Origin of the sequence: Maribellus comscasis (assembly GCF_009762775.1) — a bacterium.
Classification (GTDB): Bacteria; Bacteroidota; Bacteroidia; order Bacteroidales; family Prolixibacteraceae; genus Draconibacterium; species Draconibacterium comscasis.
Genome location: NZ_CP046401.1, coordinates 1,077,388 through 1,092,591, shown reverse-complemented (window position 1 = coordinate 1,092,591; position 15,204 = coordinate 1,077,388). Strand labels below are relative to the sequence as shown.

Genomic DNA, 15,204 nt, shown 5'->3' with positions numbered 1-15,204 from the left:
TCGGGATATACATCAAATTACGATGGTTTTGATTTTTTAAATTGTAAAATACTTCTGGTTATGAAACTATTAATGAGTATCGACCTGTACCTGTGGAACCATTTTGTGCCGAAAATAAGCGAAGATTTTTTTAAAAGAAAATTCAATTCTGTTCTGGCAATGTCGTACATTTCTTTGTTTAAACTACCCCGGAAGTTTTTGATGAACTATTTTCGGGGACAGGGAAGAAGTATGGTTGTTGACACGCAGAAGCTTGTTGTCGAAAACGAAACGGTTCTGAATAAGCTGAAGAGTTCTGTACAACAAAGTTTTAGAGAGGGACAGAAGAGCGGTTTCTTTTGTATCAGTCAGGCAGATATTTATAATCCCGCTTACAAGTATTCTATCGGTTCTTTTCGGATAAACTATAAATTTACAGGCACAGTGGTAGAAGTAAATATGCATTCAGATTATCGGTTTCAGGAATCGCCGGATAGAATTACGAGACATATACATCATTGGTTGTTTACCTTGAAAAGTAGAAATAAAACAAACGATTTTGAAATTTTTGGCAAGAGCTGGATGACAAGTGTTAATGAGTTGTTTTCATTTAAAACTGAAAAACAACAAAAAAACGAGCCAAAATTGAGGTTGCTCGTTTAATTATCTGGATACTAAAAAAGTTGGTTCCAGTTCAAATTCAACTGTCCGTGTTTTTTTATATTGCAGGTTAATTTTTTGAAAGATACATTCCAACACTCAAATTTGCTGAATTTACAAAAGTTGAAACACCAGCTTCTTTTAGTGCAGTTTGGCAGATTTTTATATTTGAAATCTACTTTGCTATAGTCCAGTACGTATTTATAACCATCTGTTTTTTGGGCCGGTGCTTTAAATTTTGACATTTCGGAGACGACAACAATTCCTATCCTTATACGAGGAAATGGACGGTACAAACGGTTGTTGTAATCGGTAATAAATCTTCCTAAGTCCTCTGGATTATAATTAACAAAACGGGCATTCTCTTTAATTACAGGGAAATCGGATGTAATTTTCTCTAGCTGATTTTGGAAATATGAATCTTTATGTTTCTTTCCTTTGCGAAGTTCAGAAAAAGAGGTACTGTCCTTTTCTATGAAAAAAGTATGATGTTTTTTTTCGGCAAGATAAAACAGCGTTAGTTCTCCCTCTGCGAGTTCTTCAAGAAAGAAACGCCTGGTTGAATCGGAATATGGTATTTCTTTTGACACGTAGGTTCGTCCATCATTAAATCCATATTCTTTTGCATCATCGGGAGAAAATCTTTGTGTTTTATTCCCTTTTTTTATTTCACACCACAAGGCGTTTCCTACTTTTCCTTTATCCATTATTTTTATTCCACTCAACGTGGTGCTGTCGGTTACAAGATATCCTCTTTGTCCAAATAAAGTATAAGTGAGCAATAATAGTAGCGGTGGAAGAATTGTTTTTTTTAAGAGTTTTAATTTTAGTGTATTCATGTTTGGTTTTATTAATTTGGGAAGGGATTAAATTTTTATAAATGTTTTATTTAGTTCCCAAAGCAAACACCCGCCTTTGGGGGCACGGCGTTGGAAAATAGTCTGAATTTCTGGTCAATTATCTCTGGGTACTTAAGAAAGAGAAAGATATAATTAAGCGATATGTGGTGTAAATATCTCACATTAACTATAGGGCTATAAGAGGTTCTCATTTATTGAAAATTTGGTTTATTTAGGAGGAAATAAAAATAGCCAGATTTCTGTTATAAATTCCGGAAGATTATAATTTAGAATGTTTTTAGTTTATATAAAGAGTCCTTTGATAATTTTTATAATTTGCATTTAACCCAACATAAAAAAGCTACTGTCTTTAACGAACAACAACTGATTTATTTCTGATATATAAAAACTTAATTATCCCTTTGGCAGTTTTTCATCAGGGAAACGGTTTGCATATTCCTGCCAGAATGATTTCACCTCACGTTTCATTTCTTTTGCCAGCGAGAGAATTCCAAATAAATTGGGAATGGTCATCAAAGCGATAGTAATTCCGGAGAGTGTCCAAATAATGGTTGTATCGGTAAATGATGCCAGGAAAAATCCGATAACATAAATGATATGGTAATATATTACTTTGTTTGAGCCCCAGAGATAAGTAACGGCGCGGTCGCCATAATACGACCAGCTTATTGCCGTTGAAAAGGCAAACATCAGTAAACCGATGGATACAATGTATTTTCCATAATCGCCAAACCAACTCCGGGTAAAAGCAACAGTAGTAAGAGGGGCGCTGTGCATTAACGATTTTCCGGTTAATGTAACACCCTGGCCACTTGCGATATTTCCTTCGTCGAATTCTATTTTACCGGTGTATGGCTGATCATTCATCCAAACTTTTATTTCTTCGGCTACCGAGCGTGCATGCAAAACGGTTGGCTGGTTTTCAATGATCCCGTTAGTCACATTTAGCGTTCCGGTAAACAATGGCAGGTCGGCTTTTCCAACCAGGTAATTGTGTAGTTGTTGCACATCCTCCTTATTACCTTCTGAATAAGTTCCATCCAGAACAACCATATCTGTTTCCTGAAAAGTATTTTCCATTTTTTCGGTCCACACCCCTGACGAAAGCAAAACCAAACCGGTTATGGTACAAATAATAATAGTATCAATAAAAGGTTCGAGAAGTGCTACCAAACCTTCAGAAACAGGCTCATGTGCACGTGCTGCTGCGTGGGCAATCGGCGCCGAACCCTGACCTGCTTCGTTGGAAAATAGTCCGCGGTTTACGCCCCGGTTAAAAGCAAATGCAATACTTCCGCCTAAAAATCCACCAGCTGCTGCTGAACCTGTGAATACATCGCCAAAAATGGAAACAAGCGATGGAACAATATTTTCGTAATTATAAATAATTACAGCAATGGCACCTACAAAATATATTAACGCCATAATAGGCACAAGCCTTGATGTTACACTGGCAATTCGTTTAATTCCGCCAATAATAACAAAGCCAAGAAGAACAGCTAATACTCCCCCCGTGAGCATGTGGTTTATTCCAAAGGTCTCGAAAAGTGAATTGGAAATACTGTTGATCTGTGGCAAGTTTCCGGTTCCGAAAGAGGAAAGTATAGTAGCAATAGCAAAAATTACAGCCAGCCACTTTAAATTTAGCCTGTTTTTCATGTAATACATCGGGCCGCCGGCAATGGAACCATCGGCAGCAGTTTCACGGTATTTGTGCGAAAGTGTAACCTCAACAAATTTGGTTGTCATTCCTAAAGCGGCGGTTACCAGCATCCAGAACAATGCTGCCGGTCCTCCCAGATGGATGGCCAAAGCAACTCCTGCAATATTTCCGGTTCCAACAGTTCCCGACAAAGCAGTAGTTAATGCCTGAAAATGAGAGGTATCACCCTTGTCTCCTTCTTTGTCAAATTTTCCACGTACAATTCGAATGGAATGTTTCAGATACCGAAACTGGGGAAATTTTAAGTAAATGGTAAAAAATATTCCGGTTCCCAACAATAAGAAAACGAACCATTGAGATCCGCCAATATAACCATCGATGAGAGAAAGGATGTCATTTAGTTTGTTCATTACAGGCAGTTTTTTTTATTAAGAGTGCTAAAAATAGTAATCTCTTTCTATTTTGGAAGCATTATTGTCAGTCAATAAAATCAGATTTTTAAATTTCTAAATGTTAGCTTAGTGTATTATTTTACATCATTTTAATATTCGTAGCTGATTTTGTGTGTCTTATATCAATTTAATCCCTTATTTTTGTTTGTAATGAAACAATACAATTGTTTATAGTCATTCAATTATTTAACGATAAAAAGATAAAGCCATGTTACCACGATTTTTACTCGCCGACAATTCTCTGGAAACTCCGGATACTATTTTTGTGGTTCATACCGAAAATCCTCGTTTTATTATTGAAGCCGATATTGATGATTTTTGGAATAACCAGGAAATTCACTGGATTGATGGTGAACCGGGAGATGAAGATTTAATTTCGCAACTGGTTGAGGAAGCAGAAGATTTTCTTGAAAAAGAATTTGAGAATGAGGAATTACTGGATGACAGCGAGGAATAAAAGACCCTTTGGAAAACCTGCCCGTTAATACAGCAAAACGAGCAATGAGGAAGGGTGAGTGTTGTTCTCGAAAATTTCGGAACTGAATGTCTCTTGAAAATAAAGCAGATAATTTTCTGAAATAAGGGATTTCAAAACAGTAGATAGTTACCCTGCAAATTAAAGGATCATTCATTGCTAAAGAAATCTCTTTTTTAATTTATTTTCTACCGGATAAATATTTTCGCGGGAAAAATTCCAATTCCATAAATATTATACTTAATTTCCGAACTTGTTAAATCTAAACCAATGAATACAACAAATTTATCCAAAGAACAGGATCGGATTTTTTCAATTGACTTTTTTCGTGGTTTTACAATGTTTATGCTGGTAGGTGGCATTGGCGGGTTGTTTAGTAAGATTGATTTATCCGAAAGTGGCGTTGTTTTACGCTTTTTTCAACAACAATTGGAACATGTTCCATGGGAAGGTCTTCATTTTTGGGATCTTATACAGCCCTTTTTTATGTTTATTGTTGGTATTGCCATGCCGTTTTCGCTAACAAAACGTTGGGACAGGGGAGATAGCTGGATGAAAACGTTCAAACACGTCTTACTTCGGTGTCTTTTTTTATTACTGATTGGTTGGGCAATAAGTTCGAGTCCTACTACTTCAAATTTTAATAATGTAATGGCACAGCTTTCTGTTACATATCTGCTTGCCTTTCTCATCATGCGAAAAAAAATCGTGTGGCAGTTGCTCATCTCATTTATTTTAATTCTTGTTTCAGATTTGTTATACCGTTTTTGGCCTGTTGACGGATTTAATCATCCTTTTACAGCAGGGCAAAACTTTGGGTCGTGGACTGATTTAATGCTTACAGGAAGTCTGGAACATGGAAACTGGGTGCCGTTTAATGCTATTCCCACTTCCGCGCACACTATTTGGGGAGTAATTGTTGGCTACATATTAAAAAATGACTGGCTGCCTAAAAAGAAGATTCTGGTTCTTTTGTCAGTTGGGGTAGCCGGAGTAATTGTTGGTTTTGCCATGAGCCCGTATATTCCGATAATTAAACATATTTGTACCAGCTCTTTTATTATTGTAAGTGGAGGCTGGTGCCTGATTGGAATGGCAATTTCATATTGGATAATTGATGTGTTAAATGTTAAGAAGGTACCTATGTTTTTTGCCGTATTTGGAATGAATCCTTTGTTCATCTATCTTATGGGCGGTAGATTCCGAAGTTTTTTTGCCGGACTGGTTGATCCATTCATCTACCGAATTTTTGGATGGACTGGTGAAGTTTTCCTGATTGTTTTGTCAACAGTTCTAGCTGGTGCTATGTTGTGGTATGTTTGTTATTTTATGTATAAGAAGAGGATATTCATTCGTCTTTAGGTGTTTGATTATCAATCCTACATCGAAGTGGAGTGACTACTGACTCTTGAACGGTTCCATAGTTTACTGCTCCACTCCCCGCATGGAAAGCTGAATCCTTTTGCGGGCGACATCTACTTCCTTTATACGTACTTTTACATGCTGGTGCAGTTTTACTACTTCATTCGGATCCGAAATAAAACGGTCGGCCAGTTCCGAAATGTGTACCAGCCCCGATTGTTTTACGCCAACATCGACAAAAGCGCCAAATTTAGTAATGTTGTTTACAATGCCCGGAATAACAATTCCTTCTCTTAAATCTTCGATGGAAAAAATTCCCTCGGCAAATTCGAAAACTTTAATGGGTTTTCGCGGGTCGCGTCCCGGTTTTTGCAGCTCGTTTTTTATATCGTTTAGCGTTGGCCAGCCGACTTCGTCGCTCAGGTATTTTTCGAAATTAATTTTTGCAACCATCGTTTCGTTGCGCACCAAATCTTTTAGTTCGCATTTTAGGTCTTTGGCCATTTTTTGAACAATTTTATACGACTCCGGGTGAACGGCTGAATTGTCGAGTGGATTCTCCGCATCCGGAATCCGAAGGAAACCGGCAGCTTGTTCAAATGCTTTTGGCCCCATTCGCGGCACATCTTTCAACTCGTTTCGGGAAGAAAAAGCACCGTTCTTCTTTCTGAAAACGACAATATTTTCAGCCAGTTGCGGCCCCAACCCGGAAATGTAGGTTAGCAAATGCTGACTGGCCGTATTTAGGTTTACACCCACCGAGTTAACGCTGAGTTCGACAACAGTGTCCAAACTGCTTTTCAATTTTTTCTGATCCACATCGTGCTGGTATTGTCCCACTCCAATACTTTTCGGATCTATTTTTACTAATTCTGCCAGCGGATCCATCAACCTTCGGCCAATAGAAACCGCACCTCGTACGGTAACATCGTATTGAGGAAATTCTTTTCGCGCAACCGACGATGCCGAATACACCGACGCACCGTCTTCGCTAACCACATACACCCGAATTTCTCGGTTGTAGCGCAGTTTTTTTATAAAGGCTTCAGTTTCGCGGCTGGCGGTTCCGTTTCCTATGGCAACCGCATCAATTTGGTACACTTCCACCATCGAAGTGATTTTTTTTGCCGCCATTTTTCGTTCTTCCTGCGGTTTGTGCGGATAAATGGTTTCGTTGTGCAACAAGTTTCCCTGGGCGTCTAAACAAACCACTTTACAGCCCGTGCGGTAACCCGGGTCGATGGCCAGAATTCGTTTCTGCCCCAATGGCGGCGCAAGCAAAAGTTGCTTCAGATTTTCGGCAAACACTTTAATCGCTTCTTCGTCGGCTTTTTCTTTTGAAAGATTGGCAAACTCAGTTTCAATTGACGGTTGAACCAACCGTTTCATACTGTCTTTTACAGCCAGCGCAACCTGATCCGAACTTTCATTATTCCCTCGAATAAAAAAGCGTTCCAGATTTTCCAAAACACGTTCTTCATCGGGCGAAACAGAAACCCTCAAAAATCCTTCGTTTTCACCACGACGCATTGCCAGTAAACGGTGCGAAGGGCATTTTTTTAGAGGTTCGTTCCAGTCAAAATAATCGCGGTATTTGGCGGCTTCTTCCTCTTTGCCTTTTACTACTTTCGATGAAATAACCGCTCCCAAATCAAAACCGCGGCGAACAATATTTCTTGCTTTTTCGTTTTCGCTTATCCACTCTGCAATAATATCGCGGGCACCTGAAAGTGCGTCTTCTGCAGTTTCCACATCTTCATTCAAAAACGAATTGGCCTGAAAAACGGGATCTCGTTCCACTTGCTTCATTATTATTTTAGCCAGCGGTTCCAGTCCTTTTTCGCGGGCGATGGTGGCTTTGGTCCGGCGTTTGGGTTTGTAGGGAAGGTAAATATCTTCCAGTTCAACGGCATCAAAACAATTCTCAATCCTCGCTTTTAATTCGGACGTAAGTTTTTCCTGCTCGTCAATGGTTTTTAGAATGGTTTCCTTCCTTTTTTCCAGTTCCGTAAATTTCTCGTTTTGCTCTTTTATTTCTGAAATCTGAACTTCGTCCAAACTGCCCGTGCGCTCTTTTCTGTAACGCGAAATAAACGGAACGGTAGCGCCTTCGTTTAATAAATTTATGGTGTTCAAAACCTGATTGGTCCTTACGCCAAGGTTTTGTGCTATAATTTCGATGATTTGAGTTTTCATATTTTTTGTTTTCGGAACACAAAGTTAGCAAAAGAAATTTTTCGAAACTTGTGTTTATACCGGACTCTCGGTTGTATTTTCGGGAAACAATTATCTACAAAGAGGAATTGCTGATAAAATTGCGACAAACTTTTTTTTCTAAACTTTTATCATTCAACTTTAAACTTTATTTTTGCAACTCATTTAGAAAAGTTTTAAAGCATGTTTGAGAATTTAAGTGACAGGCTGGAGAAGTCCTTCAAAATACTGAAGGGCCAGGGAATGATTACCGAAATTAACGTAGCTGAAACGTTAAAAGATATTCGTCGTGCGTTGCTTGATGCCGACGTCAACTTTAGAATTGCCAAAAAATTCACCGATGATGTAAAGGAAAAAGCGCTCGGACAACAAGTGCTTACAGCGGTTAAGCCTGGGCAGTTGATGGTGAAGATCGTAAAAGACGAGTTGACATCGTTAATGGGAGGTAAATTTGAAGATGTGAATCTCACCGGTAATCCTACCGTAATTCTGATGTCGGGATTACAAGGTTCAGGGAAAACCACATTCTCAGGTAAGCTGGCCAATTTGTTGAAAAGCAAAAAAGGACGCCATCCGCTTTTGGTAGCAGGCGATGTTTACCGTCCGGCGGCAATCGATCAGTTAAAAGTACTGGGAGAGCAAATCAATGTTCCGGTTTATACCGAAGAAGGGAACATGGACCCTGTAAAAATTGCAAAGGCTGCGATTAAAGAAGCCAAAAATAAAGGATATGATGTAGTCATTGTCGATACCGCAGGTCGTTTGGCCGTTGACGAACAGATGATGAATGAAATTGCGGCGATAAAAAAAGCAGTTGATCCGGAAGAAATTCTGTTTGTTGTCGATTCAATGACTGGTCAGGATGCAGTAAATACCGCCAAAGAATTTAACGATCGTTTGGATTTCGACGGTGTTGTTCTTACCAAACTCGACGGTGATACCCGCGGCGGTGCTGCACTTTCTATCCGATCGGTAGTTGAAAAGCCAATCAAATTTGTAGGTACCGGCGAAAAAGTGGATGCCATTGATGTTTTCCACCCCGACCGTATGGCTGATCGTATTTTGGGAATGGGGGATATTGTTTCTTTGGTAGAAAAAGCACAGGAACAGTTTGATGCAGAGGAAGCGAAAAAGCTGCAGAATAAGCTTGCAAAAAATACATTCAATTTTAACGATTTCCTGAAGCAGATAAACCAGATAAAAAAGATGGGAAATCTGAAAGACGTGATGTCCATGATTCCGGGAATGGGAAAGGCAATGAAGAACATGGATTTGGATGATGATGCTTTTAAAAGTATTGAAGCCATTATTTTTTCCATGACAAATGAGGAGCGTGAAAACCCCTCACTAATTAACGGAAGCCGCAGAAAAAGAATTGCAGACGGCTCTGGTTCAAATATTCAGGAAGTTAATCGCCTTTTGAAACAATTTACTGAAACCCGGAAAATGATGAAAATGGTTTCACAGGGTAAAAATATGCAACGCGTGATGAGCGGAATGCAGCGCGGAGGAAGAAGGTTTTAAATTAAGCTAAACCACAGAATTTTATTTGATCGTTTAGCAAATATCCGGAATTCAAAAAGAAATTAAATGATTTTAATCGACGGAAAAAAGATTGCTGCTGAGATGAAGCAGGAAATTGCTGCTGAAGTAGCGATAATGAAAGAAAACGGTGAAAAAACACCTCACCTTGTTGCTGTTCTTGTGGGCCACGACGGTGGAAGTGAAACCTATGTAGCATACAAAATTAAAGACTGTGAGGCCGTTGGTTTTAAATCATCGCTTATTCGTTATGAAGATGATGTTACGGAAGAAGAGTTGCTGGCTAAAGTTCATGAATTGAATAATGATGAAGATTTGGACGGATTTATTGTTCAGTTGCCTTTGCCAAAACATATTTCAGAGCAAAAAGTAATTGAAGCCATCGATCCCAAAAAAGATGTAGACGGATTTCATCCGATTAATGTGGGCAGAATGGTTATTGGGCTGCCGTCATTTGTTTCTGCAACACCGTTTGGAATTGTTGAATTATTGAAACGCTATAATATTGAAACCAGCGGGAAAAATTGTGTGGTTCTGGGAAGAAGTAATATTGTAGGCCGGCCAATGAGTGTTTTGATGTCGCAAAAAGCTAATAATGCAACGGTTACAGTTGCACATAGCCGCACAAAAGATTTGGAAGAAGTTTGCCGAAGCGCTGATATTCTGATAGTTGCCATGGGGGTTCCCGAATTTGTAAAAGGGAATATGGTAAAAGAAGGTGCCGTTGTTATCGATGTAGGAACAACAAGGGTTAAATCAGACAAAACAAAATCCGGATTCAAATTAAAAGGAGACGTTCTTTTTGAAGAGGTTGCTGAAAAGTGTTCGTACATCACTCCGGTTCCCGGTGGCGTTGGCCCTATGACCCGTGTTTCGCTGTTATACAATACTTTATTGGCGTCAAAAAAAACAATTTATAAATAGCCTTAGAAACTGATCTTTTCCTTAACTGTCTGTTTTTCATTGGTTTTATTTGTTTGTATGGAATAATTATAAATTAGTACAAAGTGCTGTAAATGTTGAGGTAATATTGCCAATAAGAAGGATATTAAAATAATTTTTTTATTTTTGGAATACTAACATTGGTAAAAAAAATCGAAAACAACAAAGAATGGAAAGCGTTGAAAATAAGGATGGAATGAAGAGTTCTGAAGGCAATTTTAGGCAGGAAATTCATTCTAAAGTAATTAGAGCAGGCAAGAGAACGTATTTCTTCGATGTAAAAAGCACACGTAATGACGAATATTATTTAACCATTACGGAAAGCAAAAGAAAGTATGCTGATAATGGTAAGTTTCATTATGAAAAGCATAAAATCTTTCTTTATAAAGAAGACTTTGAGAAGTTTGCGGATAGCCTTGATGAGATAATAGGGTATATTCGTAAAAATCAACCGGAGTCTGCTTCAGAGGAGGCAGATTTGGAAGAAGAAGTTGTACTTGATGAGCCTGCCAAAGACTACACAAATGTTGATTTTGAGGATATTTAGCTAAAAATCAGTATTTTTTATTGTTCCCATTCACTTAATTCCAACCAGCGAAATTCTTTTTCGTCAAGTTGAGTCTTCATCTGTGTTAATTCTTCCGATTTTGTAAAAAGTTTATCGTGTGGCAAATTACCTGAATTCAGTTCTTCTTCAATTGTATTTATTTTATCCTCCAATTTAGCAATGTCTTTTTCCAATTGCTCAAATTCTCTTTTTTCTTTGAAAGAGAGTTTGCGTTTTTCTGTATCTTTATTGGAAGTATTCTTGGGCTTTTCTTTGGAAACATTGGCCGTTTTTTTTGCTTCCTGTTTTTCTTTATCCTCCAAAACTTTATTTCTGTAAACGGTATAATTTCCCGGGAAATCAGTTACAACTCCGTTCCCTTCAAAAACAAAAAGGTGATCAACTATTTTGTCCATAAAAAAACGGTCGTGCGAAACAACGATTACGCATCCTGCAAACGCCTGCAGGTATTCTTCCAGAACATTAAGAGTCATGATATCCAAATCGTTTGTCGGCTCGTCAAGGATGAGAAAGTTTGGGTTTTCCATTAAAACCGTACATAAATATAATCTTCGCTGCTCGCCTCCGCTAAGTTTTTCAATATAGTTGTATTGAGTTTCCGGGGGAAACAAAAAGTGCGTAAGCATTTGCGTTGCACTCATTTTTGTCCCATCTTCAAAGTAAATATATTCTGCAATTTTATTAACGGCGTCAATAACCCGGTCTTTTGGATCAAACTGAATTCCTTCCTGTCTGTAGTATCCAAATTTTATTGTTTGTCCGATTTCAATTGCTCCGGAATCGGGTTGTAGACTGTTGGTTATCAGGTTTAAGAAAGTAGATTTTCCGGTGCCGTTATTTCCTACAATTCCAACTTTTTCAAAGCGTGAAAATTTGTAACTAAAATTTTCAATCAGTTTAACCCCCGGGAAAGATTTGGAAACATTTTCGAGTTCTATAATCTTTTTGCCAAGCCGGGCTGATTTTACATTCAGATTTACATTTTCTTCTTTTATTTTTTGTGATGCCTTGTCTTTTAAATCATAAAACGAATCGATCCTGTATTTTGCTTTGTGGCTGCGGGCTTTGGGCATTCGACGCATCCATTCCATTTCCGTACGTAAGAGGTTCTTTGCTTTTGAAACCGTAGCCTGTTGAATTTCAATTCGCTCATCTCGTTTCTGAAGAAAATAAGAATAGTTTCCCAGATATCGGTATATCTGGTTGTCTTCCATTTCTATGATCTCGTTACAAACACGGTCGAGAAAATAGCGGTCGTGTGTGACCATTAAAAGTGTCGATTTTGTTTTTTCAAGGTAAGCCTCCAACCATTCAATCATTTCCAGGTCAAGGTGGTTTGTTGGTTCATCCAGTATCAACAGGTCGGGTTTGTTTATCAGAACTTTTGCAAGCGACAACCGTTTTTGTTGACCGCCTGATAATCCTCCCACCAGTTTGTCAAGAATATTAATTTTTAGCTCGGTAAGAATTTGTTTGATTTCAACTTCAAAGTCCCAGGCATTTAACTCGTCCATTTTAGCAGAAATGCTGGCAATTGCATTCTGATTGTTTTTTGATACGGCGAGCTCAAACTCTTTTATTGTTTTTAATTTTTGGTTATCCGATTCAAAAATTTCTTCCAGAACAGTATTCTCAGGATTTAAGTTTGGTATTTGTTCAAAATAGCCAATATTTATATCGTTTGTAAGGGTGATTATTCCCGAATCCGGCGAATCTTTGTCAGCAAGAAGATTAAGCAGTGTTGATTTTCCGGTTCCGTTTTTTGCAATTAACGCAACTTTTTGTCCTTCGAAAATCGTAAACGAAATATTTTCGAAGAGCATGATTTCTCCCCATCTCTTTGAAAGATTTTCAACTTGCAAAAAAGGTCTCATTTCTCAAAATTTTGGTAAAAATAGAAAATGAAATGAACTTCAGAGATGAAACTGCAAATTGTTGAAAATAAAAAGCCGGTCAACACCGGCTTTTTAACGTCTGTTTAATTTGTTAACTTAAAACCATTTCTACAAAAGGGGGGAGAAACGGTATTGTAGTTACAATATCTGTTAATAGGACTGAATAAATAGTGTTTTGTTACACACAAATTCACGAAATTTCAATTATTTTGAGAAAAAGTCAGAAATATGCGTAAAAAAGAGCTTTTCGAATATGTTATCCGTTATTTTGAAAAAGCAATGCCAATTGCCGAAACAGAACTCGAGTACACGAATCCGTTTGATTTGATTGTGGCAGTTATTTTATCTGCCCAGTGCACCGATAAGCGTGTAAACCAAATTACCCCGGATCTTTTAAAACGTTTTCCCACTCCTCAAAAAATGGCTGAAGCAGAATCCGCCGAAGTTTTTGATTATATAAAAAGTTGCTCTTATCCAAACAACAAATCCAAACATCTGGTTGAAATGGCCCGGAAACTCATCGAGTTATTTGATGGAGAGGTGCCAAGCGACGTTGACGATTTGCAAAAACTCCCCGGTGTTGGCCGAAAGACAGCGAATGTTATCGCCTCGGTGGTGTACAATAAGCCTGCGTTGGCAGTCGATACACATGTTTTTAGAGTAGCTGCCCGCATTGGTTTGAGTACAAATGCAAAAACACCTTTGGCAACCGAACTCCAGTTAATGAAATATATTCCAGAGGAATTGGTTCCCAAAGCACACCATTGGCTTATTCTGCACGGGCGTTATGTTTGTATTGCGCGGAAACCAAGATGTGAGAAATGTGGGCTCACCGAGGTATGTAAATATTATATTCAGCAGAATAAAGAAAAAATAAGTGCCGTTTAACCCAGGGCTACATCCAGGAGCATCATTGTTGCAAATCCCAGCATTGCACCTACTGTCGAAAGATCGGATTCGTCACCGGTTTGCGATTCCGGGATTAATTCTTCGACAACAACAAAAATCATTGCTCCGGCAGCAAAAGATAATGCATAAGGGAGAATTGGTGTCATAATTAAAACAAGGTAAGCTCCAATTACCGCTGCAATGGGTTCTACAATTCCCGATAGCTGTCCATAATTAAAAGCTTTTAATCTTGAAAAGCCTTCTCGCCGAAGCGGGATTGACACAGCGGCTCCTTCAGGGAAGTTTTGCAAGCCAATTCCTAAAGCTAAAGCAACTGCTCCTGCCAGTGCACCTGTATCAGGGTTGTTGGAGAGCGCCCCAAAAGCAACGCCAACTGCTAAACCTTCCGGGATATTATGAAGAGTTATTGCCAACACCAGTAAAACACTTCTTTTCCACGATGTTTTTATCCCTTCAGCTTTATCGAGTTTTTGACCAAGATGGAGGTGAGGAAGGATTTTATCAATCGCTAATAAGAAGGCTCCGCCAGCAAGAAACCCAACTACTGCGGGAACCCATGGGATTCCTCCCTGTTTTTCCGACATTTCGATGGCCGGCGCTAAAAGCGACCAAAAACTGGCTGCAATCATAACTCCGGCCGCAAAACCAAGCATTGAGTTTAATACTTTCTGATTTATTTTCTTAAAGAAAAAAACCATGGATGCACCCAATGCTGTTACCCCCCAGGTAAACAAAGCCGCAAAAAGCGCAAGTAAAATTGGGTTTATTTCTAAAAGTGTTTTGTAATGCATTTTTTAAGGTTAAATATATGTTTAATTTGGTTGAAAGCTATTATCACAAAACTTTTTTTATAATGTCAGGCAAAATTGTAAAATTTGAGCATTATTATTTATCTTTTTCAAAATTATTTTTTTGAAAACCCCCGTCAATTTTAGGATTGACAATTTGTAAAAGTCTTTCCGCTAATTATCATATGTTGACGAAAGTATTACAAAAGTAGCAAAAATAGATTAATTCTATATTAGTGTTTTGTTAAGGTTTAAGTTGTTTGTTTTTAGTGTTTTACGGATGGTGTGTCGTGATGTGTGTAAATTAATACTTATGGTTATTTGATTTTATGTGAAACTTCGTACATTTGCTGAAACATACATGTTTAATTTATAAAAATTCATTGCTATGGCATATAAAATTTCTGATGAATGTATTGCATGCGGAACGTGTATCGATGAATGCCCGGTTGATGCAATTTCTGAAGGTGATATCTATGTAATTGATGCTGAACTTTGCACCGACTGTGGTTCATGCGCGGAAGTTTGCCCGGTAGAAGCTATTTCGATAGACGAATAAGATCCGGTCAACATAAAACTTTGAAGCCTGTTCATAAGATGAGCAGGCTTTTTTTATTTTTCCTGAATTTTAGCTTGAATGTGACAGGAATAACCGGTGATTTCCTCAACAGTTGAAGAAAACAAAAGATACCAGGGGCAGCTGTCATTCGTTTGTTTATTGTACCAACCAAACAGTGTCGACGTAATGTTTTTTCCCAATAAGATTTTCCGACTTTGCCTGAGAGAATTTTGTTAAAAAACGGAATTAAACCCTCTTCATGATTTTTGACAACCATTTATATTTCCAATTATCCTATTATTACAAAACGGACTTTATGATTTGTGAAAACCTTTT

The 15,204-nt window shown here is 38.2% G+C and carries 13 protein-coding genes; 8 read left to right on the top strand and 5 right to left on the bottom strand.

What is annotated here, in order from left to right; all coding sequences use genetic code 11:
- Window positions 1-60 precede the first annotated feature (60 nt).
- Window positions 61-642: a hypothetical protein gene (locus GM418_RS04490; RefSeq protein WP_158863574.1), complete on the top strand. Its 582-nt coding sequence runs from the start codon at window positions 61-63 to the stop codon at window positions 640-642.
- Window positions 643-653: 11 nt separating this feature from the next.
- On the opposite strand, the gene GM418_RS04485 is transcribed toward GM418_RS04490, so the two are convergent.
- Both GM418_RS04485 and GM418_RS04480 read right to left on the bottom strand, forming a co-directional pair.
- Complete coding sequence (locus GM418_RS04485) at window positions 654-1,478, bottom strand: hypothetical protein (RefSeq protein ID WP_158863572.1); 825 nt, start codon at window positions 1,476-1,478, stop codon at window positions 654-656.
- A gap of 414 nt (window positions 1,479-1,892) precedes the next feature.
- A complete protein-coding gene (locus GM418_RS04480; protein ID WP_158863570.1) occupies window positions 1,893-3,572 on the bottom strand; it encodes an alanine/glycine:cation symporter family protein in 1,680 nt (559 codons plus the stop codon).
- A gap of 250 nt (window positions 3,573-3,822) precedes the next feature.
- On the opposite strand from GM418_RS04480, the gene GM418_RS04475 reads away from it, so the two are divergent.
- Together GM418_RS04475 and GM418_RS04470 are read left to right on the top strand one after the other, a co-directional pair.
- The gene (locus GM418_RS04475; protein WP_158863568.1) at window positions 3,823-4,071 is read left to right on the top strand and encodes a hypothetical protein; all 249 of its coding nucleotides are present in this window, start codon (window positions 3,823-3,825) and stop codon (window positions 4,069-4,071) included.
- A gap of 288 nt (window positions 4,072-4,359) precedes the next feature.
- Window positions 4,360-5,451, top strand: a complete 1,092-nt coding sequence (locus tag GM418_RS04470) for an acyltransferase family protein (protein ID WP_158863566.1) — start codon at window positions 4,360-4,362, stop codon at window positions 5,449-5,451.
- 63 nt (window positions 5,452-5,514) lie between these two features.
- Here GM418_RS04470 and GM418_RS04465 read toward each other — a convergent pair whose 3' ends face one another.
- On the bottom strand, window positions 5,515-7,647 hold the full coding sequence (locus tag GM418_RS04465; RefSeq protein ID WP_158863564.1) for a Tex family protein: 2,133 nt from the start codon (window positions 7,645-7,647) through the stop codon (window positions 5,515-5,517).
- A 201-nt stretch (window positions 7,648-7,848) separates the two neighbouring features.
- On the opposite strand from GM418_RS04465, the gene ffh reads away from it, so the two are divergent.
- The 3 genes from ffh (at window position 7,849) to GM418_RS04450 (ending at window position 10,696) form a co-directional block, all read left to right on the top strand.
- Window positions 7,849-9,189, top strand: a complete 1,341-nt coding sequence (gene ffh / locus GM418_RS04460; protein ID WP_158863562.1) for a signal recognition particle protein — start codon at window positions 7,849-7,851, stop codon at window positions 9,187-9,189.
- A 66-nt stretch (window positions 9,190-9,255) separates the two neighbouring features.
- Window positions 9,256-10,131 carry a bifunctional methylenetetrahydrofolate dehydrogenase/methenyltetrahydrofolate cyclohydrolase FolD gene (gene folD, locus GM418_RS04455; protein WP_158863560.1) on the top strand — a complete coding sequence of 292 codons (876 nt, stop codon included), beginning with the start codon at window positions 9,256-9,258 and terminating at the stop codon, window positions 10,129-10,131.
- A gap of 187 nt (window positions 10,132-10,318) precedes the next feature.
- Entirely contained in the window at window positions 10,319-10,696 is a 378-nt protein-coding gene (locus tag GM418_RS04450) for a DUF3276 family protein (protein WP_158863558.1), read from the top strand.
- A 17-nt stretch (window positions 10,697-10,713) separates the two neighbouring features.
- On the opposite strand, the gene GM418_RS04445 is transcribed toward GM418_RS04450, so the two are convergent.
- The gene (locus GM418_RS04445; protein ID WP_158863556.1) at window positions 10,714-12,591 is read right to left on the bottom strand and encodes an ABC-F family ATP-binding cassette domain-containing protein; all 1,878 of its coding nucleotides are present in this window, start codon (window positions 12,589-12,591) and stop codon (window positions 10,714-10,716) included.
- 249 nt (window positions 12,592-12,840) lie between these two features.
- Here GM418_RS04445 and nth point away from each other — a divergent pair, with 249 nt between their 5' ends.
- The gene (gene nth, locus GM418_RS04440) at window positions 12,841-13,500 is read left to right on the top strand and encodes an endonuclease III (RefSeq protein ID WP_158863554.1); all 660 of its coding nucleotides are present in this window, start codon (window positions 12,841-12,843) and stop codon (window positions 13,498-13,500) included.
- Here the strand turns inward: nth and GM418_RS04435 are convergent.
- Complete coding sequence (locus GM418_RS04435; RefSeq protein ID WP_158863552.1) at window positions 13,497-14,312, bottom strand: ZIP family metal transporter; 816 nt, start codon at window positions 14,310-14,312, stop codon at window positions 13,497-13,499. The genes nth and GM418_RS04435 overlap by 4 nt on opposite strands.
- Window positions 14,313-14,697: 385 nt before the next feature.
- Between GM418_RS04435 and GM418_RS04430 the strand changes: the two genes are divergently transcribed.
- Complete coding sequence (locus GM418_RS04430; protein WP_158863550.1) at window positions 14,698-14,868, top strand: DUF362 domain-containing protein; 171 nt, start codon at window positions 14,698-14,700, stop codon at window positions 14,866-14,868.
- The last annotated feature ends 336 nt before the right edge of the window (window positions 14,869-15,204 follow it).